Here is a 23,208-nt window from a genome sequence, read left to right as displayed (position 1 = left end):
CCTGAGGGACATGGCGGGGTCAGCGGCGCAGGTGCTCCAGGACGGTGTCGGCGAACTCGAGGGCGAGCGGGCTCAGCGCGTCCCAGCGCCGGGCCGCCCAGCCCGCGGTGAGCGGCGGCAGGTCCGGGATCGGGATCAGCCGCACCTCTCCCCGGCCGCCGCCCCAGCCGGGCAGCGCCGGCAGGATCGCGTGGCCGAGGCCGAGCTCGGCGAGCAGGAGCGCGGTGTCCCAGTCGGCGACGCTGGTGGTGGAGGCCAGCCGCACCCCGTGCCGTTCGAGGTGCGTCTCCAGGTGGACGCGGGACGTGGAGTGCGCGGGCAGCTCGATGTGCCGGATGCCTCCGAGGTCGCCGAGGGCGATCGTCTCCCGGGCCGCCAGCGGGTCATCGGCGTGCACGGCGAGCATCCACGGCAGCTCGCAGGACGCCCGCTGCTCGACGCCCTCGAGCGGCGGCCCGATCGTCACCCACGCGAGGTCCGCGGTGTGCGCCCGCACCGTCTCCAGGCAGCGGCGGCTGGACCCGGCGGTCTCGAACTGCAGCGCCGCCTCGGGATGGCGGGCCCGGAACGCGGCCACCCCGGCGGCCATGAAGTGCCGGACGGTGGTGGCGCCCGTCGCGATCCGGACCGTGCCGCCGACGCCGCGGCGCAGGTCGTCCAGGTGCCGCAGCGCCGCGTCGATCCCCGCGATGCCGTCGGTGGCGGCCTCGTGGAGGATCCGGCCGGCGCGGGTGGGCAGCACACCGCGCGGGCGCCGCTCCAGCAGCACCAGCCCGGTCTCCCGCTCGAGCCGCTTGACGTGCTGGCTGACCGCGGACTGGCTGCACGACAGGTCGCGCGCGACGGCGCTGAGGTTGCCGGCCGCGCAGACGGCCACGAACACGCGGAGGTCGTCGAGGGTCACCCGTCCCAAGGTAGGCCTAGGAGATCGATAAGGAAACCCGAGAATTGACTTGGAACGATCGCAATCGGAGGATGCTTCTGCGGGCGCAGGATCCGGCGACCCGCCGCCGGCGGCGACCCGTCCGCGACCTCGAGGCGCGGCACGGGCGCCGACCGCTCCGATACGCCGTACCGGCTGCCCAGCCGGGCAGGCGGTGTTCGTTCTAGCGGGCCGGTTGGCAGCGGGGGCACCAGAAGGCCGTCCGGTCGCCCACCCCGGACGCCTGGGAGGCGCGCTCGATCCGGGTCCCGCAGCGGCGGCACGGACGCCCGGCGCGCCCGTACACCCAGTGCTCCTGGCCGCGCCCCAGGTTTCCCGTGGTGATGTGCCCGTGCCGCTCCTTGTTGGCGTCCAGGAGCCGGTGAGCGAGCTCCACGAGAGCGGGGAGGTCGCGGACGCCGGCCACGGGCGTCCACGGGTGGACGCCGCGCAGGAACAGGATCTCGGCCTTGTAGACGTTGCCGATCCCGGCGAGCCGCGTCTGGTCGAGCAGCGCCTCGCCGATCGCGCGCTCGGGCTGCTCCTCGAGCCGCGCGACGGCCCGCGCCGCCAGATCACCGTCCCAGCCGGGGTCGAGCAGGTCCGGGCCGAGGTGGCCGACGGCCGCGTCCTCCTCGGCGGTGCGCAGCAGCTCGACCAGCCCGAGCGACTGCCCGACCGCCTGCCGTTCGGCGTTCGCCAGCACCAGCCGGACCCGGTGGTCGCGCGGCGGCGGCCCCGCCGGCCGGATCAGCCAGCGGCCCTCCATGAGCAGATGCGTGTGGATCGTCAGGCCGCCCTCGACACGGATGAGCAGGTGCTTGCCGCGCGAGACGACCTCCAGGACCGTCCGGCCGCGCAGGTCGGCGGTGGCGAGGCGCGGCACCCGGAACTGGGCACGGGTCAGCGGCCGCCCGGCGAGCGCCTCGTGCAGGCGCCGGGCGGTCAGCCAGACGACGTCCCCTTCCGGCACGGTCCCGACCCGCTAGATGAAGGAGGGGCTCTCCCAGGCGGACGGGTCCTCGGTGAGCTTGCGGACGCCGTCGGGCAGCTCGCCGGCGGCGATGTGCGCGAGGGTCACTCGCTCCAGGATGGCGCGCTCGCTCGCGCGCAGCGCGATCCACACCTCCTGCAGGGACCGGGCCGGCCCCTCGTAGCCGACGTGCTCGGGGCGCTCGCCCCGCACACCGAGCAGCGGACCGTCGATGGCGCGGATGATGTCGGCGAGGGAGATCTGCTCGGCCGGGCGCGCCAGCCAGTAGCCGCCCTCAGGGCCGCGCTGGCTGCGGACGAGCCCCGAGCGGCGCAGCTGGCCGAGGATGTTCTCCAGGAATTTGGGCGGAATCTGCTGGGCCTCCGCGAGCTGGACCGCGGTCACCGGGTGACTCCCGGCCACCGCCAGCTCCGCGGCGGCACGCAAGGCGTAGTCGACCCGGGCGGACAATCGCATGCAAGTATTATCCCTTGCCGATCGGACTGGTCTGGTGCTGCGGTGCCGCTTGCACCGCCCTCGGCGGTCGGGCGCTGGAGCGCCTTCTCGTCAACGGGCGATGCGTGCGATCGCTGCATCGCTCCGACTCGGCCCTGAGGGGCCTCGCTGCGCGATCAAGTTCTTGCTTCGCTCGAACTTGGCTTCGCTCGCGATCGCGACGGCTGAGGGCGGCGCCGATTCAGCAGAGGCCGAGGAGTTCGGCGGCGGCTTGGGCGTTGGCGGCGGCGGCGCCGTAGGTGGCAACGTAGACGGCCGCGCCGGGGCGCCAGACCGGCAGGCCCATCTCCACGACCACGGCGTCCGGGCGGGCGGTGAGCAGGGCGGTGGTGAGCGCCCGCTGCGCCGCGTTCCGGTGGGCGTCCCGCAGCACGATCACCAGACCGCGCCCCGTGGCACGTTCCAGGACACCTTCCGCCTCTCCGGGCGCCCCCGCGGCCCGGACGGCGTCGGGCGCCCAGGGGTGCAGGCCCCAGGGCGTCGGCCCCACCGCGATGTTGCCGGTCGCCTCCACCTCGACGACCAGCGGCGCCCCGGTCCAGCCGGGCAGCGCCCCGGTCACCCGGACCGCCCGGCGGGCCGCCTCCAGCCCGGCGGCGCGGTCCACCGCGGCGGGGCTGCGGCCGGCGAGCCAGTCGCGCAGCCGCCGGGTGCGCTCCGCCGCGTCGTGCAGCCGCGCGGCGGGCAGCCGGCCGGTGCGGACGGCCTCCTCGATCGCGTCCAGGGTCGCCCGGAGCGACTCTGCGTGCTCGTTCGGGCCGAGGCACAGCAGGTCCGCGCCGGCGATCAGGGCCCGCACCGACGCCTCCGGGATGCCGATCGCGCCGCTCGCGCCCCGCATGTCCAGCGCGTCGGTGACGATCACGCCCTGGTAGCCGAGGTGCTCGCGCAGCAGCCCGGTGATCGCGGCGGGGGACAGCGTGGCCGGCACCCCGCCGGTGATCGCGGGCAGGTTCAGGTGCCCGGTCATCACCGCGCGGGTGCCCGCCGCGATCGCCGCCCGGAACGGGACCAGCTCGCGGCGGTCCAGCAGCTCCAGGTCGGCGTCGACGATCGGGACGCCGAGATGGGAGTCCTCCACGGTCGCGCCGTGCCCCGGGAAGTGCTTGCAGCAGGCGGCGACGCCCGCCTCCTGGGTGCCGGTCACGGCCGCCGCCGCGTGCCGGGCGACGAGCCCGGGGTCCGAGCCGAACGAGCGGGTGCCGATCACCGGGTTGTCGTCGGCGGTGTTGACGTCCACCGACGGGGCGAAGTTGAGATTGACGCCGACCTCGGCGAGCTCCGCGCCGAGCGAGCGGTAGATCCGCCGGGTCAGCTCCGGGTCGTCGACCGCGCCGAGCGCGGCGTTGCCCGGGTACGGGCTGCCGGTGGCGTGCCCGCCGAGCCGGGTGACGTCGCCGCCCTCCTCGTCGATGCTGATGAACGGGTCGCCCGCCTTGCGCAGCCGCGCGGTCAGCGCGGCGAGGGATTCCGGGCTCGGCACGTTGCCGGTCAGCGCGAACAGCGTCACGCCGCCGAGCCCCGCCTCCAGCTCGTCCAGCAGCCACCGCGGCGCGGACGCCCCCGGGAAGGAGGGCAGCAGGGTGCCCCGCGCCAGCCGGGCGATCTCGCCGGTGGTCGCGATGTCGTCGGCGGTCACCCCTTCACCGCCCCGGCGGTCAGCCCGGACACCATGCGGCGCTGGACGAGCAGGAAGAAGGCGATGACGGGAATGGTGAGCAGCGTCGATGCTGCCATGATGGGCCCCCAGGCGGTGCTGCTGCGGCCGAAGAAGAACTGCAGCATGATCGGCAGGGTGTACTTGTCCTGGTCGTCCAGGAACGTGAAGGCGAAGATGAACTCGTTCCACGCGGTGATGAACGAGAAGATGCTGGTCGCGACCAGGCCGGGCGCGACGAGCGGGAGCATGACGGTGAAGAAGGTGCGGACCGGGCCGGCGCCGTCGATCGCGGCGGCCTCCTCCAGCTCCTTCGGGACGGCGGCGACGAAGCCGCGCAGCATCCAGATCGCGAACGGCACCGCGAACCCGATGTAGACGACCGCGAGGCCCGGCAGCGTGTTCAGCATGTCGAGCCGCTTGAGGTCCAGGAACAGCGGGATGACCAGCGACTCCAGCGGCACCATCTGCACCACCAGCAGCATGATCAGGAAGGTGGTGCGGAACCGGAAGCGGAACCGCGCGACGGCGGTCGCGGCCAGCAGCGCCAGCAGGCTCGACACCACGACGGTGATCAGGGCCAGCACGAGGCTGTTGCGGAAGTAGGTCCAGAACGACACCTGCGCGATGCCGCCGTTGAGGACGAAGTCGAAGTGAGCCAGCGTCGGGTGCGCGGGCAGCGGCTTCGGCGTGGTGCTGAAGATCTCGCTGTTCGGCTTGAACGCGGTGGACGCCATCCAGAAGACGGGGAAGACCGCCAGCACGAACACCAGCAGGCCGAGCCCGTTCAGGCCGATCCTGCGGGCCCGCTTGCGCGCGGCCGGCCGGCCTCGTGCGGGGCGCCGCGCCTTGAGGGTCGCCTGGCTCATCGGGTCTCCCCCTGACGCACCATGACCCGCACGTACAGCGCGGTGACGACGAGCAGGATCAGCGTGAGCACCGCCGCGATGGCCGAGCCCATCCCGAGCTTGGGGTTGAGCGCGCCGAACGCCTCGGAGTAGCCGTACAGCGACAGGTTGAACGCGTCGCGGTTGGCCATCCCGGACATGATGAACAGCTGGGTGAACACCTTGAAGTCCCAGATGATCGACATCACCAGGACGACGAGGAAGATCGGCTTGAGCATCGGGTAGGTGAGGCTCCAGAACGTCCGCCACGGGCCGGAGCCGTCCACCCGCGCCGCCTCGTACAGCTCGCGGGGGACGCTCTTCAGGCCGGCGAGCACCGACACCGCCACGAACGGGCATGCCTGCCAGACGACGCAGACCGTCAGCACCGTGTAGGTGGACAGCGGCGTGGAGAACCAGTTGTAGTCGTTCCAGCCGCCGCCGACCAGCGCGTCCGGCAGCTTGTCGAGGAACCAGTTGACCAGGCCGCCGGTCGAGCCGAACAGCCAGCTGAAGATGATCGCGGCGGTGACCGGCGGGGTCGCCCAGGCGACCATCACGCCGCCGGAGACGAAGCTCGACATCCGCTTGCCGAGCTTGTTGAGCAGCAGCCCGACGAGCGTCCCGATCAGCATGGTCAAGGTGACGGCGACGACCGCGAACAGCACGGTGTGCCGGAAGGCCGCCCAGAAGAGCGGGTCCTTGAGGATGGTGTCGAAGTTCTCGGTGCCGACCGACTCGGCCGGCTCGCCGCGCAGCTGGCGGTTGCCGACCTTCTGGAACGACATGATCGCGATCTGGATCATCGGCCAGAACATCAGCACGGCGATCACGACGACGGTCGGCGCGATCAGCAGGTAGGGCCCGATTCGGGGCCGGCGGCGCGGGCGCCCGCGGCCGGACGGTCTGCGGCCCGGCGGCCTGCGCACCGCGGGAGCGGTGTCGAGCATGAACGCTTCCGATCAGCGGGGACGGGTGGCATGCGGGTCCCGGCGGGGCGGGATCCGGCGGGTCCGCGGGGGGAACCTGCGGTGCGGGCCCGCCGGATGCCCGGTGCTACGGGACGAACGGCCCGGCTACTGGTTGAGCAGCTCGTTGGCCTGCTCGTTGGCCTTCTTCATCTCGTCGTCGGCCGACTTGCCCTGCATGATCGCCTTCACCGCGTTCGGCAGCACCTTCTTGGACTGCTCGAAGTCGCCCCAGCCGGCGCTGATCGGGGTGAACTTGGTGTTGGTCGCGATCTTCGTGAACGGCGCGAGCGCCGGGTCGGAGAACTGGACGTCCGACCGCATCGAGGAGAAGCCGCTGATGTCGGCCCACTTCTTGGCGTTCGCGGCGTTGTTGAGGATCGTGATGTAGTCGAACGCGGCCTTCTTGGCCTTGCTGTCCTTCCAGACGGCGAGGTCGGAGCCGCCCGCCATGACCGGCGCGTTCCCGCCCGTCTTGGCCGGGATCGGGAAGACCGCCCACTTGCTCGCGTCCTTGGGCGAGATCTTCTTCATCTGCGCCAGCGCCCAGCTGCCGTCGATGTACATGCCGAGCTTGCCGAGCGCGAAGTCGCGCTGCGGGCCGTCCAGCTCGTTCTTGCCGACGTACTTCTCCGGCGCGACCTTCTCCTTGTTGACGAGGCCGGCGTAGAAGTTCACGGCCTCGACCGCCTGCGGCTGGTCGAGCTTGCCGGTCCACTTGCCGCCGTCCTTGACCGCGACCTCGCCGCCGTTGCCCCAGATGAAGCTGACCAGGGCGTTGGTCTGGTCGCTCGGGGCGCCGATGCCGGGCACCTTCTTGGCGTCCTGGATCTTCTTGGCCGCGGCGACCAGGTCCGCCCAGTTCGCCGGCGGCTGAATCTTCAGCTCGTCGAACCAGTCCTTGCGGTACCAGATGGCGCGGACGCCGCCGTACCACGGCACGGCGTAGGTCTTGCCGTCCGCCTGGTCGTTGGCGATGGCGGTCTTGTTGAGGGTCTTGGAGTCCGCCCAGCCGGACATCTCGTCGGTGACGTCGGCGAGGTTGCCCTGCTCGATGTGCGACTGGACGTCGGTGTTGCCGAGCTCGGTCACGTCCGGGCCCTCGCCGCCGGCGGCGGCCTTCTGGAAGGTGGTGGCGACCTGCGGCCACGGCACGTACTTGATCTGGACGGCCGTGTTCGGGTGCTTCTGCTTGAACTCGGTCTCGACGCCCTTGAGGAAGTTCGTCTGCTCGGTGGTCCCGTCGCCCATCATCCAGACCTTGAGCTGCGCCGGGTCCTTGCCCGCGCCGGAGTCGTCCTTCTTGTCGTCTCCGCCGCCGCAGGCCGTGGCGGCCAGGGCGATCACGGCCGCCGTGGCCGCAACCTTGATGTACTTCACTGGGGGTTCCTTTCCGGCATCGCCTCGCGGGGCCTGGTGGCCTGCGGTGCGAGTGGAGCACGTCCCGACCCTTTAGGGTCCGGGACATGCCCCGCTCGCCGTCGCGTCGCTCGCGGGCGCCCTGCTCGCCAGTCGGCGCTCTGCACGCCCCTCCCCGGATGAGGGATCGGTCGGCGCTTGCGGGTAAACTAACAAGAAACTTTCCTAAACAAAACCGCCCGTTAGCGGATTGAGACATCGAGGGGTACCAGCATGGCCAGACGCCCGGGAACGCCGCGGCTGCTGCGTGAGCTGAACGACCGCGCGGCGCTGGACCTGCTCGTCGAGCGCGGCCCGCTGACGCGCGCGCAGATCGGCGAGCACACCGGGCTCTCCAAGGTCACCGCCTCCCAACTGCTGTCCCGGCTCGAGGAGCGCGGTCTGGTGGCGGTCGTCGGGGAGCAGGCCGGCGGCCGCGGGCCGAACGCCGCCCTGTACGCCGTGGTGCCGTCGAGCGCCTACGTCGCGGGTCTGGAGGTGGGGCCGGACGGTGTCACCGCGGGCGTCGCCGACATCACCGGACGCATGGTCGCCCAGGTTACCGTCGACCCGAACGGCGCTGACGAGCCCGTCAAGATGATCCACAACGCGGTCGTCAAGGCGTGCCGCTCCGCCAAGGTCGCGCTCGACCGGTTGAGCGCCTTCGTCATCGGCACCCCCGGCGTCGTCGACCCGCGCTCCGGCGACGTCCAGTTCGCCTTCGACCTTCCCGCCTGGCACGAGGGCGTCCTCGCCGCCCTGCGCACCGACCTGCGCCGGCCCGTGACGATCGAGAACGACGTGAACCTCGCCGCGATCGCCGAGCGCGCCTACGGCGCCGCCCGCGACGCCGAGGACTTCGCGCTGATGTGGTTCGACCGCGGCATGGGCCTCTCGGTGATGCTCGGCGGCCGGCTGCACCGCGGCAGGTCCGGCGGCGCGGGCGAGATCGGGTACCTGCCCGTCCCCGGGGCGCCGCTGCCGCTCAGCACCGCCCGGCGCGTCCCCGAGGAGGAGGGCGGCGTCACCGAGTCGACCTCGTGGGGGATCCCGACCCTCGCCGGCGGCTACGGCGCCCTGGTCGGCGCGGACGGGGTCCGCGCCCTCGCCCACGAGCACGGCATCACCGAGCCGACCGCGGTGGAGTGCGTCCGCGCGGCGGCGGCCGACGAGTCCCGGGGCGGCGCGTTCCTGGACGAGCTCGCCGACCGGTTCTCCTACGGCGTGACCTCGGTCAACATCGTCCTGGACCCGGGCCTGGTGGTACTGTCGGGCAGCCTCGGGCGGGCCGGCGGCGCACCGCTCGCCACCCGCATCGAACGGGCCGTCGGGCGGATCAGCCCGACCCGCCCCACCGTCGCGGTGACCGAGGTGGAGGGCAACCCGGTGCTGCGCGGCGCCCTGCACGCCGCCCTGGAGCAGGCCCGCGACGAGGTCTTCTCGGCGGGCGAGGGCTGACCCCGCCGGGGGACGGCGCTCGTGCGGGGGACGCGGCTCGTGCGGGCATACCGAAGCGCCCCCGCCCGAAGCGGGGGCGCCGGGCAGGCCGGCGAACCGGCCTTACTTCCCCTGCGCCGTGAGGGCCGCGGCCTGGTCGTGGCGCCGCGGGTCGTTGAGCGCGCGGTCGATGACCGTCCGGCTGATGATCTGGCGCTTGCGCCGCTGCGCGGCGGCCCACCGTGCCGTAGGTGTCATGGTGAAACCCCGTTCCGCGGTGACGCTCTCCCCGTGGCCACCGCAACCCCGTGATGCGTCCATGCTCTCAAACGGAAGGCTCGCGGGGATCCATCTTGGGGATGAATTCGAGGTCAGACCTCGTGCGGAGACCTCCCGGAGATCTTCCGGAGACCTTCTGCGGTGATCATGTGGAACGAGGGATCCGACCCGGCCGTTGGGGGGACCGTGACCGAGCCATCGAGGGGGCGTTATGGCGCTGCGTGACCGATTCCGGCGGCTCGTCCAGAAGCCCGGAAGCGTCGACCTCGCACCCTTCCGCGCCGTCGTCGAGGAGGCCGGACGGCGCGAGGAGCGGATCCGCGGACTCACCGACGCGGAACTGACCGCCGCCGCGTCCGCCCCGGACCTGATCGCCGACCTGCCCGAGTTCTGCGCGATCGGCCGCGAGGCCGCCCGCCGCGCGATCGGCGAGCGGCCCTTCGACGTCCAGCTCGCCGGCACCCTCGCGCTGCTCGCCGGGCACGTCGCCGAGATGGCCACCGGCGAGGGCAAGACCCTGGCCGGCGCCCTCGCCGCCGCCGGCTACGCGCTGCGCGGCGAGCGCGTCCACGTCATGTCGGTGAACGACTACCTCGCCCGCCGCGACGCCGCCTGGATGGGACCGCTCTACGCCATGCTCGGGGTGTCGGCCGCCTCGATCGGGCAGGCCTCCGCACCGGACGAGCGGCGCGCCGCGTACCGGGCCGACGTCGTCTACGGGCCCGTCAGCGAGATCGGCTTCGACCTGCTCCGCGACCGGCTCGTCACCGACCCCGCCGGCGCCGTGCAGGCCGCGGCCTCCGTCGCGCTGATCGACGAGGCCGACTCGGTGCTGGTCGACGAGGCGATGGTGCCGCTCGTGCTGGCCGGCGCCGCCGACCTCGACCCCGCCGACCCCCGCTACGCCGACCTCGTCCGGCGGCTGCGGCCCGGCCTGCACTACGCCACCGACGAGGAGGCCCGCAACGTCCAGCTGACCGCCGCGGGCTCCCGCGAGGTCGAGCGCGTCCTCGGCCTGGACCTGTACGCCCCCGAGAACCTCGCGACGCTGACCGCGGTGAACGTCGCGCTGCACGCCGAGGTGCTGCTGCATCGCGACGTCGACTACATCGTCCGGGACGGCGCCGTGAAGCTGATCAGCGAGTCGCGGGGCCGGGTCGCGCTGCTGCAGCGCTGGCCGGACGGCCTGCAGGCGGCCGTCGAGGCGAAGGAGGAACTCGAGGCGTCGCCGTCCGGGGAGATCCTCGACTCGATCACGGTGCAGGAGCTGATCGGCCGCTACCCGGTTCGCTGCGGGATGACCGGCACGGCGATGGCCGTCGCGGGGCAGCTCACCGAGTTCTACGGGCTGCAGATCGCCGTCGTCCCGCCGAACCGGCCCTGCGTCCGCGACGACGAGCCCGACCGCCTGTACGCCACCACCGCCGACAAGGAGGTCGCGGTCGTCGAGGAGATCGTCGCGGCGCACGCCGCCGGGCGGCCCGTCCTGGTCGGCACCGGCGACGTCGCCGAGTCCGAGCGGCTCGCCCGCCGGCTCGTCCGCGCGGGCGTCGACCCCGTCGTGCTCAACGCCAAGAACGACGCCGAGGAGGCCGCGATCATCGCCGAGGCGGGCGCGCCCGGCGCGGTCACCGTCTCCACCCAGATGGCGGGCCGCGGCACCGACATCCGGCTCGGCGGCGGGCCCGGCGAGTCCGTCCCCGGCACCGCGCCCGCCGACCGGGACGGATCGCGGCGCGACCAGGTCGCCGCCGCGGGCGGCCTGCTGGTGATCGGCACCGGCCGCTACCACAGCAGCCGGCTGGACGACCAGCTCCGCGGCCGCGCCGGCCGGCAGGGCGACCCCGGCGGTTCGGTGTTCTTCACCAGCCTCCAGGACGACCTCGTCACCCGCTACGCGCCCGACGAGACCTACCAGGGCCCCGCCGCGGACGACGGCCGCGTCGACGACAGGGGCGCGCACTGGATCGTCGGCCACGCCCAGCGCGTCGCCGAGGGCGTCGACCTCGAACTGCACCGCAACACCTGGCGGTACAACCAGCTCATCGGGCTGCAGCGCCGCGAGGTGCTCGCCGAGCGCGACGCCGTCCTGACCGGTGACGCGGCCGACAAGGCCATGGCCGCCGACGCCCCCGGCAAGCACGCCGAACTGACGAAGATCGCCGGCGCCGGCGCGGTCGCGGAGGCCGCCCGGCAGATCGTCCTGTACCAGCTGGACCGCTGCTGGGCCGAGCACCTGGCCTTCCTCGCCGACCTGCGGGAGGGCATCCACCTGCGGTCCCTCGGCCGCGGCCTGGACCCGCTCGTCGAGTTCAACCGGGAGGCCGTCCCGGCGGGCAAGCGCCTGCTCGGCGACGCCCGCCGCCGCTCGGCCGCCGCGTTCGAGGAGCTCACCGCCACCGAGGCCGGCATCGACCTCGACGCCGCCGGCCTGAAACGGCCGTCCGCGACCTGGACGTACCTCGTCCACGACAACCCGTTCGGCTCCCTCGACGAGCGCGCCCTCCGCGGCCTGATCTCCATGTTCAAGGGCCGCCGCCGCTGACCCCCCGTCAGGCGCGCAGGCGCAGGCCCCGGGGGGTGGGGTGGAAGCCCGCCGACTCCAGGGCGGCGGCGAGCGGCGAATCGCCGATCGCCGCCCCGTCGGCGCGCTCCACGGTCAGCTTGCCGAGCGCGCCCTCGCGCACCGCGAGCGCGAGCGCGTCGACCGCCGGCTGCAGCACGTCCGGGTCGTCGTCCCAGGTCAGCAGCGTCTTGCCGCCGCGCTCGACGTAGAGGACGAGGCGCCCCTCGACCAGCACGACCAGCGCGCCCGCCTTGCGGCCCGGCTTGTGGCCGCTCGCGACCTCGTCCTCGCGGCCGGGCCAGGGCAGCGCGGCGCCGTACGGGTTCGCCGGGTCGGCGGCGGCGAGGACCAGCGCGCGGACGTCCGGTTTGCGGGGCGTCTCCCAGAGCGCGGAGATGTCGTCCGGCGCGGCGGCCGACGGGCGCAGCGCACGGAGCCGGTCGACCGCCCCGGGCAGCGCGAACTGCGCGGCGCCGAGCCCTTCGACGAAGTACCCGCGCCGGCACCGGCCGCTCTCCTCGAACGCGCGCAGCACCGGGTAGACCGCGGAGAACCCGCCCGGCGTGCGCTCGGCCGCCACCGCGCCGCGGATGACGATGCCGTACCGCTCCAGCAGCGCCTCCGCCAGCGCGTGCGAGCGCAGCGTCGCCGTGGTCTCGCGGGCCGGCAGCGGCCACCAGCGGCCCGCGACCGTGGGCGGGCCCGTCCTGGACGGCAGGACGGGACGGCCCCGCCGGGTCGTCCGCGACCGGTGCGTCGGCCGGCCCGAGCCGAGCGCCGCGCGCAGCGGCGCGAGCGTGTCGTTGGTGAGGTGCCCCGCCCAGACCAGGTCCCACACGGCCGTGACCAGGTCGGTGTCGGCGGTGGTGACCTGCGCGTTCACCCGGTCGGAGAGGGTGCGGAAGAACAGCGCGCCGCCACCGTCGAGGGCGTCCAGCACGGCCTGATGCGCGGGCGTCAGGGTGATCTCCGCGGGCTCCGGCATGAGCAGCGGCGCGGTGTCGGCCAGGTACAGCGCGACCCAGCCGTCACCGCCGGGCAGCCCGCCCTGGCCCGCCCAGACCACCTCGCCGGCGGAGGTCAGCTCGTCCAGCATGGCGGGGGAGTAGCCCGCGACCCGCGACGGCAGCACCAGCGACTCCAGCGCCGACGCCGGCACGGCCGCGCCCTGCAGCTGCTCGATCGCCTGGACGAGCGCGTCGACGCCGCGCAGCCGCGACCCTCCGGTGACGCCGTGCCAGACCGGCAGGAAACGCCCGAGCGACTCCGGCGGGGACGGCTCCACCTCGGCGCGCAGCCGCGCCAGCGACCGGCGCCGCAGCGTCCGCAGCACCCCGGTGTCGCACCATTCACCGGTCAGCGGGCCCGCGACGGCCTCGACCGGCAGGAACTCGCCCTCGACCACCCGGCCCGCGCCCGCGAGCCGCCGGAGCGTCTCGGCGACCACGGCCGCGCCGAGCCCGAAACGCGCGGCGACCTCGCCGGTCCGGAACGGCCCGTGCGTGCGCGCGTAGCGCGACACCAGGTCGCCGAGCGGGTCGTCCACCGGTTCGAGGAACGCCTCGGGGACCCCGACGGGCAGCGGCGCGCCGAGCGCGTCCCGGAGGCGCGCCGCATCCTCGATCGCCGACCACCGCTCCTCCCCGGCGACGCGGACGCGGATCGCCCGCCGCGTCGCCTCCAGTTCTTCCAGCCACCGCGACGCCGCCACCATGACGTCCCGCGCCGGCGAACCGTCTCGCGCCTGGGAGCCGCCGTGCGCCGCGTCCACCGCACCGGCGCCGGCTCTGCCCGTGCCTTCGGCGGAGTCGGGATCACCGCCGACCGTGAAATCGGCTGCTTCGCCACCAGAGGCGCCGGGCTCCCGCTCCGCGCCGGTCCCGGGCCGGGCGGCCGCGCCGTCGGCGGGGCGCGGATCGACGGGCACCCCGGCGTCGCTCGCCACGGTCGTCCGGAGCGCGACCTCGGCCGTCGTGAGCGGGCCGAGGGCGCGCAGCAGGTCCGCCACGCCTTCGAGATCGCGGGCGCGGCGGTCCGGGACGAGGCACTGCAGCTCGCGCTCGATGTCGGCGACCGCGTCCGGGTCGAGCAGCTCGCGCAGATCGGCCTGGCCGAGCAGCTCGGCGAGCAGCGCCGAGTCGAGCGCCAGCGCCTGCGCGCGGCGCTCGGCCAGTGGCGAGTCGCCCTCGTACATGAACGCGCCGACATAGTGGAACAGCAGGGAGCGCGCGTAGGGCGACGGCTCGGGCGTCTCCACCTCGACGAGGCGGACCTTGCGGCCGGACATGTCGCGCATCAGCTGGACGAGGCCAGGGACGTCGAACACGTCCTGCAGGCACTCGCGCATCGTCTCCAGGGTGATCGGGAACGATGGGTACTTGCTCGCGACCGCCAGCAGCTGCGCGGCCCGCTGGCGCTGCTGCCACAGCGGCATCCGCTTGTCGGGCCGGCGGCGCGGCAGCAGCAGGGAGCGCGCCGCGCACTCGCGGAAACGCGCCGCGAACAGCGCGGAGCCGCCCAGCTCGTCCACCACGATGCGCTCGATGTCGTCGGCGTCGAACACCGCGAGGTCGAGGCTCGGCGGCTCGTCCATGTCGGGGATGCGGATGACGATGCCGTCGTCGGCGTGCATGGCCTGCGCGTCGACGCCGTACCGTTCCCGCAGCCGGCCCGCGATGGCGAGCGCCCACGGGGCGTGCACGCGCGCGCCCAGCGGGGAGTGGACGACCATCCGCCAGTCGCCGAGCTCGTCGCGGAACCGTTCGACGACCATCGTCCGGTCGTCGGGGACGTGCCCGGTGGCCTCCCGCTGCTCGCCCAGGTAGGAGACGAGGTTCCCGGCCGCCCAGTCGTCCAGCCCGGCCGAGGCGACGCGTTCGCGGGCCGCCTGCGCGGGCAGGGCGGCCAGCTCGCGGGTGAACGCGCCGAGCGCGCGGCCCAGCTCGGCGGGGCGGCCCAGCGCGTCGCCGTGCCAGAAGGGCAGCTTGCCCGGCTGCCCGGGGGCGGGCGAGACCAGGACGCGGTCGGGGGTGATGTCCTCGATCCGCCACGAGCTGGCGCCCAGCACGAACACGTCGCCGACCCGCGACTCGTAGACCATCTCCTCGTCGAGCTCGCCGACGCGGGAGGACTTCTCTCCGACGAGGAACACGCCGAACAGGCCGCGGTCGGGGATGGTGCCGCCGCTGGTCACGGCGAGGCGCTGCGCGCCCGGGCGGTCGTGCAGGACGCCGGTGACGCGGTCCCAGACCAGGCGGGGGCGCAGCTCGCCGAACTCGTCGCTGGGGTAGCGCCCGGCGAGCATGTCGAGGGTCGCCTCCAGCGCCGACCTCGGCAGCGTCGCGTACGGCGCGGCGCGCTTGACCAGGGACTCCAGGTCGTCGACGGTCCACTCGTCCATGGAGACCATCGCGACGATCTGCTGCGCCAGCACGTCGAGGGGATTGCGCGGGTAGTGCAGCTCCTCGATCGCGCCGCCGCGCATCCGCTCGGCCACCACGGCCGTCTGGACGAGGTCGCCGCGGTACTTGGGGAAGATGACGCCCTTGGAGACCGCCCCGACCTGGTGCCCGGCGCGGCCGACCCGCTGCAGGCCGCTCGCCACCGACGGCGGCGACTCCACCTGGACGACCAGGTCGACCGCGCCCATGTCGATGCCCAGCTCAAGACTGGACGTGGCGACGACCGCCGGGAGGCGGCCCTCCTTGAGCGCGTTCTCGATCCCGGCCCGCTCCTCCTTGGAGACGGACCCGTGGTGCGCGCGCGCGATCTCCCCCGGCGCGCCCCTGGACGAGCCGGCCTCGGCCATCAACTCGGCGGGGGAGTGGTTCTCGGGGAGCGGCTCGCCGGCAGCACGCTCATAGGCGAGCTCGTTGAGGCGCCCGCAGAGGCGTTCGGCCAGGCGCCGCGAGTTGGCGAACACCAGCGTCGAGCGGTGCGCCTGGATCAGGTCGAGGAGCCGGTCCTCCACGTGGGGCCAGATGCTGCGCTGGCGCGGGTCGGCGCCGCCGGACTCGGTGACGAACTGCGCCACCTCGCCCATGTCCTCGACCGGGACGACGATGTCGAGGTCGAACACCTTGTCCGAGCCCGGTTGCACGACCGACGCGGGCCGCGTCCCGCCGAGGAACGCCGCGACCTCCTCCGGCGGCCGCACGGTCGCCGACAGGCCGATCCGCTGCGCGGGCCGCTCCAGCAGCGCGTCCAGCCGCTCCAGGGACAGCGCCAGGTGCGCGCCGCGCTTGGTGCCCGCGACGGCGTGCACCTCGTCGACGATCACCGTCTCGACGCCGCGCAGCGACTCGCGGGCGCGCGAGGTGAGGATCAGGAACAGCGACTCCGGCGTGGTGATCAGGATGTCGGGCGGCTTCACGGCGAGCCGGCGGCGCTCGTCGGCCGGGGTGTCGCCGGACCGCATCCCGACCCGGACGTCCGGTTCGGGCAGCCCGAGCCGCCGGGCGGCGTGCCGGATGCCGGTGAGCGGCGCGCGCAGGTTGCGCTCCACGTCGACGGCCAGGGCCTTCAGCGGCGAGACGTACAGCACGCGGCAGCGGCGCAGCGGATCGGCGGAGCCCGCGGCGGGGCGCCCCTCCGGCGCGGCTTCGCCGCCGGCACCGGAACCCGTCTTGGTGCCGGCACCGGCGCCGGGCGGCGGGCCCGCGGCGAGGCGGTCGAGCGACCACAGGAACGCGGCGAGGGTCTTGCCGGACCCGGTCGGCGCCACGACCAGGGTGTTGTCGCCGCCGGCGATCGACCGCCACGCCCCGGCCTGCGCCGGGGTGGGCGCGGCGAACGCGCCGGCGAACCACTCGCGGGTCGCCGCAGAGAAGAGTTCGAGCACGTCACCGCCCATGGCGCCATACTGCCTCGCGGGTCCGACAGAATGCGGCGGCGTGGCGCGCGTCACGTTGTAAGCAAGCGCTTGTATGGGCATGGTCTACGGATAGGACGCATGCCGCCGAGGAGTCGCGATGCCCTACCTGCTGCTCGCCTTCGGGATCATCTTCGCCCTTCTGGCGGCCAACGCCCACGCCCCCCGCCGCAGCGCCCTCCTGCTGGCGCCGAGCTTCTTCTTCGGCTGGATCACCATCGAGATGGCCCCGCACCTGCTCGTCACCGAGGTCGTCGCGATCGCCCTCACCGCCGCCTACGGGGGACTGGACGGCTGGGCCGGCTGGGCGGGCCTCGTCCTCGGCGTCCTCGCCGTCGCGGGGACCGTCGCCACCATCCTGGCGTCGCGCCGTACCGTCGTCACGCTCCGGGAGAGCGGAGCACCCCTCGACCTCGACCCGGACGGCGCGCCGCGCTTCCCGTTGGCGCCCCTGTTCGTCCCGCCGCTGTGCCTGATCCCGCGCAAAGGCGTGAAGGTGCAGCGCAACGTCGTCTACCACCAGGACGGACGGCTGCGCCTGAAGCTCGACGTCTACGGTCCGGCGGGGGACGGCCACGGCGGCGGGCTGCGGCCGGGGCTCATGCAGATCCACGGCGGCGCCTGGGTCATCGGCGACAAGCGCGAACAAGGGCTGCCCCTGCTCAACCACATGGCCGTCCAAGGATGGGTCGGGTTCAACGTCAACTACCGGCTCAGCCCGCGCGCCACCTGGCCGGAGCACCTGATCGACCTCAAGCGGTTCCTGGCCTGGTACAAGGAGCACGCCGAGGAGTACGGCGCCGACCCCGGCTTCCTGTGCGTGACGGGCGGCTCCGCGGGCGGCCACCTCACCGCGATGGTCGCGCTCAGCGCGAACGTGCCCGACTTCCAGCCCGGCTTCGAGGACGTGGACACCTCCGTCCAGGGCGCGGTCCCCTTCTACGGCGTCTACAACCTCGTGGACGCCGGCCCATGGCCGGTCCCCATGGGCTCCACCCGGCTCATGGAGAAGATGGTCGTCAAACTGCCCTTCGAGGAGAACCGCGAGGCGTACGCCAAGGCGTCACCCGTCACCTACATCCGCAAGGACGCCCCACCCTTCTTCGTCATCCACGGAAGCCGCGACTCGCTCATCCCCGTACCGGAGGCGCGCCGCTTCGTCGAACGGCTGCGCGAGGTCTCCGAGGCGCCGGTCATCTACGCCGAGATGAAGGGCGGGCAGCACGCCTTCGACGTCTTCCCCTCCTACCGGACCGCCCGCGTCGTCGAAGGCGTCGAGCGCTATCTCACCGGGCTGCACCGCCAGTACCGCCAGGGGACGGGCCCCGCCGTCCCGGGCGAGGTCGCGCAGCCCTTGGACGGCCCGCCCGTCGGATAGCGTGGACGGGTGCGTCTAACAGTCTTCTGGGACCGGATGAACCAGCAGTTCGGCGAGGCCTACGCCCAGAGCGTGGCCAAGGACTACGTCATGGCCGAACTGGACGGGCGCACCATCGAGCAGGCCCTCGCGGACGGCGAGCCCGCCAAGCGCGTCTGGCAGGCCGTCGTCGCCACCTTCGACGTCCCCTCCAGGCTCCAGTAGCGCGGCGCCGCGCGGCGCCCTGCGCTGTCATGGCCGCGTAGCTACAGCGCGATGCGGTGCGGGACGAACGACGACGTGTCATCGGTGATGAGCCCCGACGTCTCGCGGATGCCCACCCCCGCCGACTCGTCCTCGACCACCCACGCGCCGAGCACCGGGTGCTCGCCGTCGAAGTCCGGCAGCGCGCAGAACTCCTGATAGACGAAGCCCTCCGCGCCGTAGTCGCCCTGGGTCCGCTGCTCGCTGCCGTCCGGCGCGACGATCCGCATGCTCGCGCCCTCCCGCCCCAGAAGCGGCTTCTGGACGTAGAAGGTCAGGTCCGAAGGCGTGTTCAGATACGCCGGCAGCAGGTTGGGATGCCCCGGGAACAGCTCCCAGAGCAGCACCTTCCCGTCGCTCGGCCGGTACTGGCTGCCGCCCGAGACGAAGCCGTTCGAGCCGCGCTTGCCGCCGTAGTACCAGAAGTACCGGTTGTAGGAACTGAACAGCGGCCACAGCCTAGAGGTGGCCCAACATGGGACGAAAGAGGGCATATACCGGTTCCGTCACACTCCGGACACATGCCGTTCGCCCGTCCGCCCCCGCGTCAGTCCGGGACGGGCAGGTGCGCGTACAGGTCCATCGCGTCCACCGACGCGGGCAGATCGCTGACCTGGCCGTCGCCGACCTCCACGACCCGCCACTCGCCGTCGGCACGGCGCGCCAGGTCCGTCGTGATGAAGCGGCAGCCCAGCGCCCGGACCGCGTGCGCGACCGCGTCCAGCCGCGGATCGGGGTCCACGCCCGGCGTGTCCGGGTGCGGCCCTACCAGGGCGGGCTCCCCGTCCACCCACCACACGCGCGCCTCGCCCTCGCCCTCATAGGGCTCGAACTCGCGCACCACCAGGCCGCCCGCGAGGTACTCGTCCTGCAGGGCGATCATCTTGGCGGCGATGTCGCGCAGCCGCGCGACGTTCTTCACGTCCGGCACGAAGCACGCCTCGTCCCACTCGTGCTTGCGCGACTTCACGTAGTCCTTGACCACGCCGGGGCCGCTCCGCAGCGGCCGGACGAGCTCGGCGAGCGCGTTCAGGTCCCCCGGATCCTGCCCGGGGGAGAGAGGGCGCCACACGCTCTGCGGTGTCAGCCCGGCGAACGTGTCGTGCCAGCCGGGCAGCTCGTGCGCGCGCGTGTAGTCGTCGGGGTGTGTCAGCAGCACCGTGCCGCGCCGCTTCAGGGCGGCGGCCATCGCCGCGTACTCCGGCCCGGTGACCATCCAGCCGCGATACCAGACGGGACCCAGGTCCGCCGGCACCGCGCGCACCGCGGCCTCCACGTCCCCGCGCCGCAACGCGTCGTGGTCCAGCAGCGCCGTCTCGCCGTAGTGGTCCCGCACGGCCGCGGCCTCGCGTGCATAGTGGGGGTCAACGCGCCGGGGGTGGATCGGATCGACGCAGAAGAGGACGGTCAGCGTCATGATGGAACCCTCCGTTGACGGCGCCAGCGTACGGGGTCCGGACCAAGGCGCGCACGGTGATTCCCACCTGAATCGGCGCGCCGGGCGATGATCGAACGAATGTTCGGTAAGCTGGCCCCGGCCGGTGTCGTCGTCCACAACCGCGCCCGCATCTCGAAAAGTGTCGGTGGCCCGCCGTAACGTCGCCCTCGACATCGCAACCAGCGGCCGAGAGCCGACAAGACACAACGCGAAGGACATCTCACATGGCAGCGAACGACCGGGAGAAGGCTCTCGAGACCGCACTCGCCCAGATCGAGCGGCAGTTCGGCAAGGGCTCGGTCATGCGGATGGGCGAGGAGGCGCGGGCACCGGTCGAGGTGATCCCGACCGGCGCGATCTCCCTCGACATCGCGCTCGGCATCGGCGGCCTGCCCCGCGGCCGGGTCGTCGAGGTCTACGGCCCCGAGGGCTCCGGCAAGACCTCCATCGCCCTGCACGCGGTCGCCAGCGTGCAGAAGAAGGGCGGCATCGCCGCGTTCGTCGACGCCGAGCACGCCCTCGACCCCGAGTACGCCGCCAAGCTCGGCGTCGACATCGACGCCCTGCTGGTCTCCCAGCCCGACACCGGCGAGCAGGCCCTGGAGATCACCGACATGCTGATCCGCTCCGGCGCGATCGACATCGTCGTCATCGACTCCGTCGCCGCGCTCGTCCCGCGCGCCGAGATCGAGGGCGAGATGGGCGACAGCCACGTCGGCCTGCAGGCCCGCCTCATGTCGCAGGCGCTGCGCAAGCTCACCGGCGCGATCAACCAGACCAAGACCACCGCCATCTTCATCAACCAGCTCCGCGAGAAGGTCGGCGTCATGTTCGGATGTGCATCCCGGTACACGAATGTCATTCTCGCCGATGGGACCAAGATGCCCATTGGGAAGCTCGTGAACCAAAAGATGGACGTCGAGGTTCTCTCGTACGACACCGAGCTGGGAAAGATTGTTCCCAAGAGGGTGACGAACTGGTTCAACAACGGAAAAACGGAAGAGTTCCTTCACTTCCGTGTGGAGAGGTCGGGTGGAGGGGCTGGTAATGGCCGTGCCTGCATGGACCTGACGCATAATCACCTCGTTCGCACGCCCGGTGGTTGGCGTGAAGCCGGGGAAATCGCGGTGGGAGACCGTATCATTCTTGCGCAGAAGCACTACCTCAGCGATCAGCAATGGCAGGTCGTGCTCGGTGCGGTGCTCGGTGACGGAACTCTGTCTCCGCCGGTGAGGAGGGATGACGCCAGCGCGCGGTTCCGCATGGGCCACGGTGCCGCCCAGGCGGCTTACCTGGACTGGAAAGTCTCCCTGCTCGAGAATGTCGAGCACTGCAAGTCCACCAACTCAAAGAACGCCGTGTTTGCGGACTTCACCCCTCTCGCCGAACTCGGTGAGTTGCGACAGGTTGTCTACTTTGGTGACGGAAAGAAGCACATCACCTGGGACTACCTGAAGGCACTCACTCCACTGGCGCTGGCTGTCTGGTACATGGATGAGGGCTGCTTCACCATCCGGTCCAAAGGCGTCCAGAAGCGCACGGAAGGCGGTACGGGCCGCATCGAAATCTGCGTCGAGGCATTCAGCCCGGGTTCGCGGGAGCGCATGGTCGAGTACCTTCGCGACACCCATGGTCTCGATGTGAAGCTCACGACGCGGGGAGCGCGGGCGATCAGCGTCATCCAGTTCACGACCGCGGCGTCGGCGAAGTTCCAGGAGATCGTCGCTCCCTATATCCATCCGTCGATGGAGTACAAGCTCCTCCCGAGATACCGTGGACAGTTCAGGGTCGAGCCGGAGTTCATCGAACCCGTCATGAAGGCGGCGCCTGCGCGTGTTCTCGAAATCACGAGCAAGCGGGACTACCAGTCCATGGACCGCTACGACATCGAGGTAGAGGGGTCGCACAACTATCTCGCTGACGGCATCATCGTCCACAACAGCCCGGAGACCACCACCGGCGGCCGCGCGCTGAAGTTCTACGCCTCCGTCCGGCTGGACGTCCGCCGCATCGAGACCCTCAAGGACGGCACCGAGGCCGTCGGCAACCGCGTCCGCGTCAAGGTCGTCAAGAACAAGATGGCCCCGCCGTTCCGGGTCGCCGACTTCGACCTGCTCTACGGCCAGGGCATCAGCCGCGAGGGCGGCCTCATCGACCTCGGCGTGGAGCACGGCTTCGTCCGCAAGTCCGGCGCCTGGTACACCTACGACGGCGACCAGCTCGGCCAGGGCAAGGAGAACGCCCGCAACTTCCTCAAGGCCAACCCCGACATGGCCGACGGGATCGAGAAGAAGATCAAGGAGAAGCTCGGCATCGGGCCGAAGGTCGACAAGGAGGCCGAGCCGGCCGCCGTGCCGGTCGACGGCGCCGCCGACCCCGCTCCGGCCCCCGCCACCGGCCGGGCCGCCGCGTCGAAGAAGGCCAAGGCGGGCAAGACCGCGGGTGATTCCTGACGGCGAATCCGCCGTTCCGGGTGACTCTTGACGAAGAGTGAGCGATGATCCCATATGCAGGGCGGCGGCGCCCCACCGCGCACCGGCGCGCCGATGCGCGGACCTTCCCCGACGGCGCCGTCGCTCTAGTTTGTCTTGTATTGCCCTTGGCGTCAGGCCGTTAGACGGCCTTCCTTCGGCGGGCAATACGTGCGATCGCTGCATCGCTCCGACTCGCCTAGCGGCTCGCTGCGCGATCAAGTTCTTGCTTCGCTCGAACTTGGCTTCGCTCGCGATCGCGACGCTTGGGGTCGTCGCGTGGCTGGGCACAAGCCTCCGTGCTCGTTGCGGTCCGCGATCTATGTTCGCTCGTGAGCGTGCCGCTTCAGGGCGGCGCATCGGCCCGGTCTGGACGTGGCTGGGCCCAGTGTGAGTTGCGGCGGGCGCGTACTCGCTCGCTCGCCGCCGGGTGGCGGGGGCCCGTCCCTGGTGACGGGGTTGGTGGTTAGAGCGGGTGCCGGGAGCTGTGGGTGGCCTGCTCACTCACGGTCGTGACGCTCCGGGGGCATGGGGGCTTGCCGTTAGTGGCGGTGGTCGGTCTTGGGAGGTGAGGGGTGTGGAGGAGCGGAGGGCTCGGCATCGGGGTGCTCGGGAGAAGGGCGGCGGGCCGCCGGGGGATTCCGAGGCCGCCGCGCGGGAGGTGTGCCTGCGGCTGCTGGCGTCCTCGCCGCGCACCCGGGCGCAGCTGGCCGACGCCCTGCGGCGCAAGGACGTCCCGGGTGACGTGGCCGAGAAGGTCCTGAGCCGGTTCACCGACGTCGGGCTCATCGACGACGAGGCGTTCGCGCGGGCGTGGGTGCAGTCCCGGCATGCCGGACGGGGGCTGGCCCGGCGGGCGCTCGCCGCCGAACTGCGCCGCCGCGGCGTCGCGGACGAGACCGTCAGCGACGCGGTCGAGGCCCTCGAGCCCGACCAGGAGGAGCGCACCGCCCGCGCACTGGTCGACCGCAGGCTCCCCGGCACCAGGGGAGTCGATCCCGCCAAGCGCATGCGCCGGCTCGTCGGCATGCTCGCCCGCAAGGGCTACTCGCCGGGCCTGTCCTACCGCGTCGTCAAGGAGGCCCTCGCCGACGAGGGGACCGACCCGGAGGAGCTCCCCGACGAGCCGCCGCTCGACTGACGCCGGCCGTTCCGGTCGGGGCGACACGCCGGGAATGACGGGCGGGCTGACCGCGCGCCGCCCC

15 protein-coding genes and 4 pseudogenes are annotated in these 23,208 nt (G+C 72.6%); 8 read left to right on the top strand and 11 right to left on the bottom strand.

All coding sequences use genetic code 11. The features are described from left to right. Positions 1-19: 19 nt before the first annotated feature. From F8568_RS29600 to F8568_RS29570, 7 genes are all read right to left on the bottom strand, one after another. Complete coding sequence (locus F8568_RS29600; RefSeq protein ID WP_151596979.1) at positions 20-904, bottom strand: LysR family transcriptional regulator; 885 nt, start codon at positions 902-904, stop codon at positions 20-22. Between the two features lie 202 nt (positions 905-1,106). After that, positions 1,107-1,895 (bottom strand): DNA-formamidopyrimidine glycosylase family protein, encoded by a 789-nt coding sequence (locus F8568_RS29595; RefSeq protein ID WP_151596978.1) that lies wholly within the window; start codon positions 1,893-1,895, stop codon positions 1,107-1,109. Positions 1,896-1,907: 12 nt separating this feature from the next. Continuing rightward, entirely contained in the window at positions 1,908-2,372 is a 465-nt protein-coding gene (locus F8568_RS29590; protein WP_151596977.1) for an RrF2 family transcriptional regulator, read from the bottom strand. 220 nt (positions 2,373-2,592) lie between these two features. Further along, complete coding sequence (locus F8568_RS29585) at positions 2,593-4,050, bottom strand: glycoside hydrolase family 3 protein (RefSeq protein WP_328601076.1); 1,458 nt, start codon at positions 4,048-4,050, stop codon at positions 2,593-2,595. Then, positions 4,047-4,937, bottom strand: a complete 891-nt coding sequence (locus F8568_RS29580) for a carbohydrate ABC transporter permease (protein ID WP_151596976.1) — start codon at positions 4,935-4,937, stop codon at positions 4,047-4,049. Before F8568_RS29580 ends, F8568_RS29585 begins: the two co-directional genes overlap by 4 nt. Further along, complete coding sequence (locus tag F8568_RS29575) at positions 4,934-5,905, bottom strand: carbohydrate ABC transporter permease (protein ID WP_151596975.1); 972 nt, start codon at positions 5,903-5,905, stop codon at positions 4,934-4,936. Before F8568_RS29575 ends, F8568_RS29580 begins: the two co-directional genes overlap by 4 nt. 126 nt (positions 5,906-6,031) lie before the next feature. Further along, on the bottom strand, positions 6,032-7,303 hold the full coding sequence (locus tag F8568_RS29570) for an extracellular solute-binding protein (RefSeq protein WP_151596974.1): 1,272 nt from the start codon (positions 7,301-7,303) through the stop codon (positions 6,032-6,034). A gap of 252 nt (positions 7,304-7,555) precedes the next feature. Here F8568_RS29570 and F8568_RS29565 point away from each other — a divergent pair, with 252 nt between their 5' ends. Further along, a complete protein-coding gene (locus F8568_RS29565; protein WP_151596973.1) occupies positions 7,556-8,779 on the top strand; it encodes an ROK family transcriptional regulator in 1,224 nt (407 codons plus the stop codon). Between the two features lie 102 nt (positions 8,780-8,881). Here the strand turns inward: F8568_RS29565 and F8568_RS49860 are convergent, their stop codons facing one another. Continuing rightward, entirely contained in the window at positions 8,882-9,016 is a 135-nt protein-coding gene (locus F8568_RS49860; protein WP_268896412.1) for a hypothetical protein, read from the bottom strand. 232 nt (positions 9,017-9,248) lie between these two features. Here F8568_RS49860 and secA2 point away from each other — a divergent pair, with 232 nt between their 5' ends. Then, on the top strand, positions 9,249-11,582 hold the full coding sequence (gene secA2 / locus F8568_RS29560; protein ID WP_202125492.1) for an accessory Sec system translocase SecA2: 2,334 nt from the start codon (positions 9,249-9,251) through the stop codon (positions 11,580-11,582). 7 nt (positions 11,583-11,589) lie between these two features. Here the strand turns inward: secA2 and F8568_RS29555 are convergent, their stop codons facing one another. Further along, entirely contained in the window at positions 11,590-16,455 is a 4,866-nt protein-coding gene (locus F8568_RS29555) for an Lhr family helicase (RefSeq protein ID WP_151596972.1), read from the bottom strand. A 118-nt stretch (positions 16,456-16,573) separates the two neighbouring features. On the opposite strand from F8568_RS29555, the gene F8568_RS29550 reads away from it, so the two are divergent. Beyond that, positions 16,574-17,851 (top strand): alpha/beta hydrolase, encoded by a 1,278-nt coding sequence (locus tag F8568_RS29550; protein WP_151596971.1) that lies wholly within the window; start codon positions 16,574-16,576, stop codon positions 17,849-17,851. Between the two features lie 9 nt (positions 17,852-17,860). Beyond that, the gene (locus F8568_RS29545; RefSeq protein ID WP_151596970.1) at positions 17,861-18,055 is read left to right on the top strand and encodes a DUF3046 domain-containing protein; all 195 of its coding nucleotides are present in this window, start codon (positions 17,861-17,863) and stop codon (positions 18,053-18,055) included. A gap of 41 nt (positions 18,056-18,096) precedes the next feature. On the opposite strand, the pseudogene F8568_RS29540 reads toward F8568_RS29545, so the two are convergent. Both F8568_RS29540 and F8568_RS29535 read right to left on the bottom strand, forming a co-directional pair. Beyond that, positions 18,097-18,438, bottom strand: a pseudogene (locus tag F8568_RS29540) (glutathionylspermidine synthase family protein); the annotation flags it as partial. Positions 18,439-18,641: 203 nt separating this feature from the next. Beyond that, positions 18,642-19,511 (bottom strand): ATP-grasp domain-containing protein, encoded by an 870-nt coding sequence (locus F8568_RS29535; protein WP_151596969.1) that lies wholly within the window; start codon positions 19,509-19,511, stop codon positions 18,642-18,644. A 245-nt stretch (positions 19,512-19,756) separates the two neighbouring features. Here F8568_RS29535 and recA point away from each other — a divergent pair. The 4 genes and pseudogenes from recA to F8568_RS29525 form a co-directional block, all read left to right on the top strand. Further along, a pseudogene (gene recA / locus F8568_RS50665) lies at positions 19,757-20,372 on the top strand (recombinase RecA); the annotation flags it as partial. After that, positions 20,360-21,448: pseudogene (locus F8568_RS50660) on the top strand (intein-containing recombinase RecA); the annotation flags it as partial. The pseudogenes recA and F8568_RS50660, both read left to right, overlap by 13 nt. A 12-nt stretch (positions 21,449-21,460) precedes the next feature. Beyond that, positions 21,461-21,985, top strand: a pseudogene (locus F8568_RS50655) (recombinase RecA); the annotation flags it as partial. Positions 21,986-22,580: 595 nt separating this feature from the next. Continuing rightward, on the top strand, positions 22,581-23,144 hold the full coding sequence (locus F8568_RS29525; RefSeq protein ID WP_151596967.1) for a regulatory protein RecX: 564 nt from the start codon (positions 22,581-22,583) through the stop codon (positions 23,142-23,144). Positions 23,145-23,208 lie beyond the last annotated feature (64 nt).

The organism is Actinomadura physcomitrii (assembly GCF_008923205.2).
GTDB lineage: Bacteria > Actinomycetota > Actinomycetes > Streptosporangiales > Streptosporangiaceae > Spirillospora > Spirillospora physcomitrii.
Note: the sequence above shows the minus strand (reverse complement) of the source record. Positions and strands in the feature narration are given on the sequence as shown.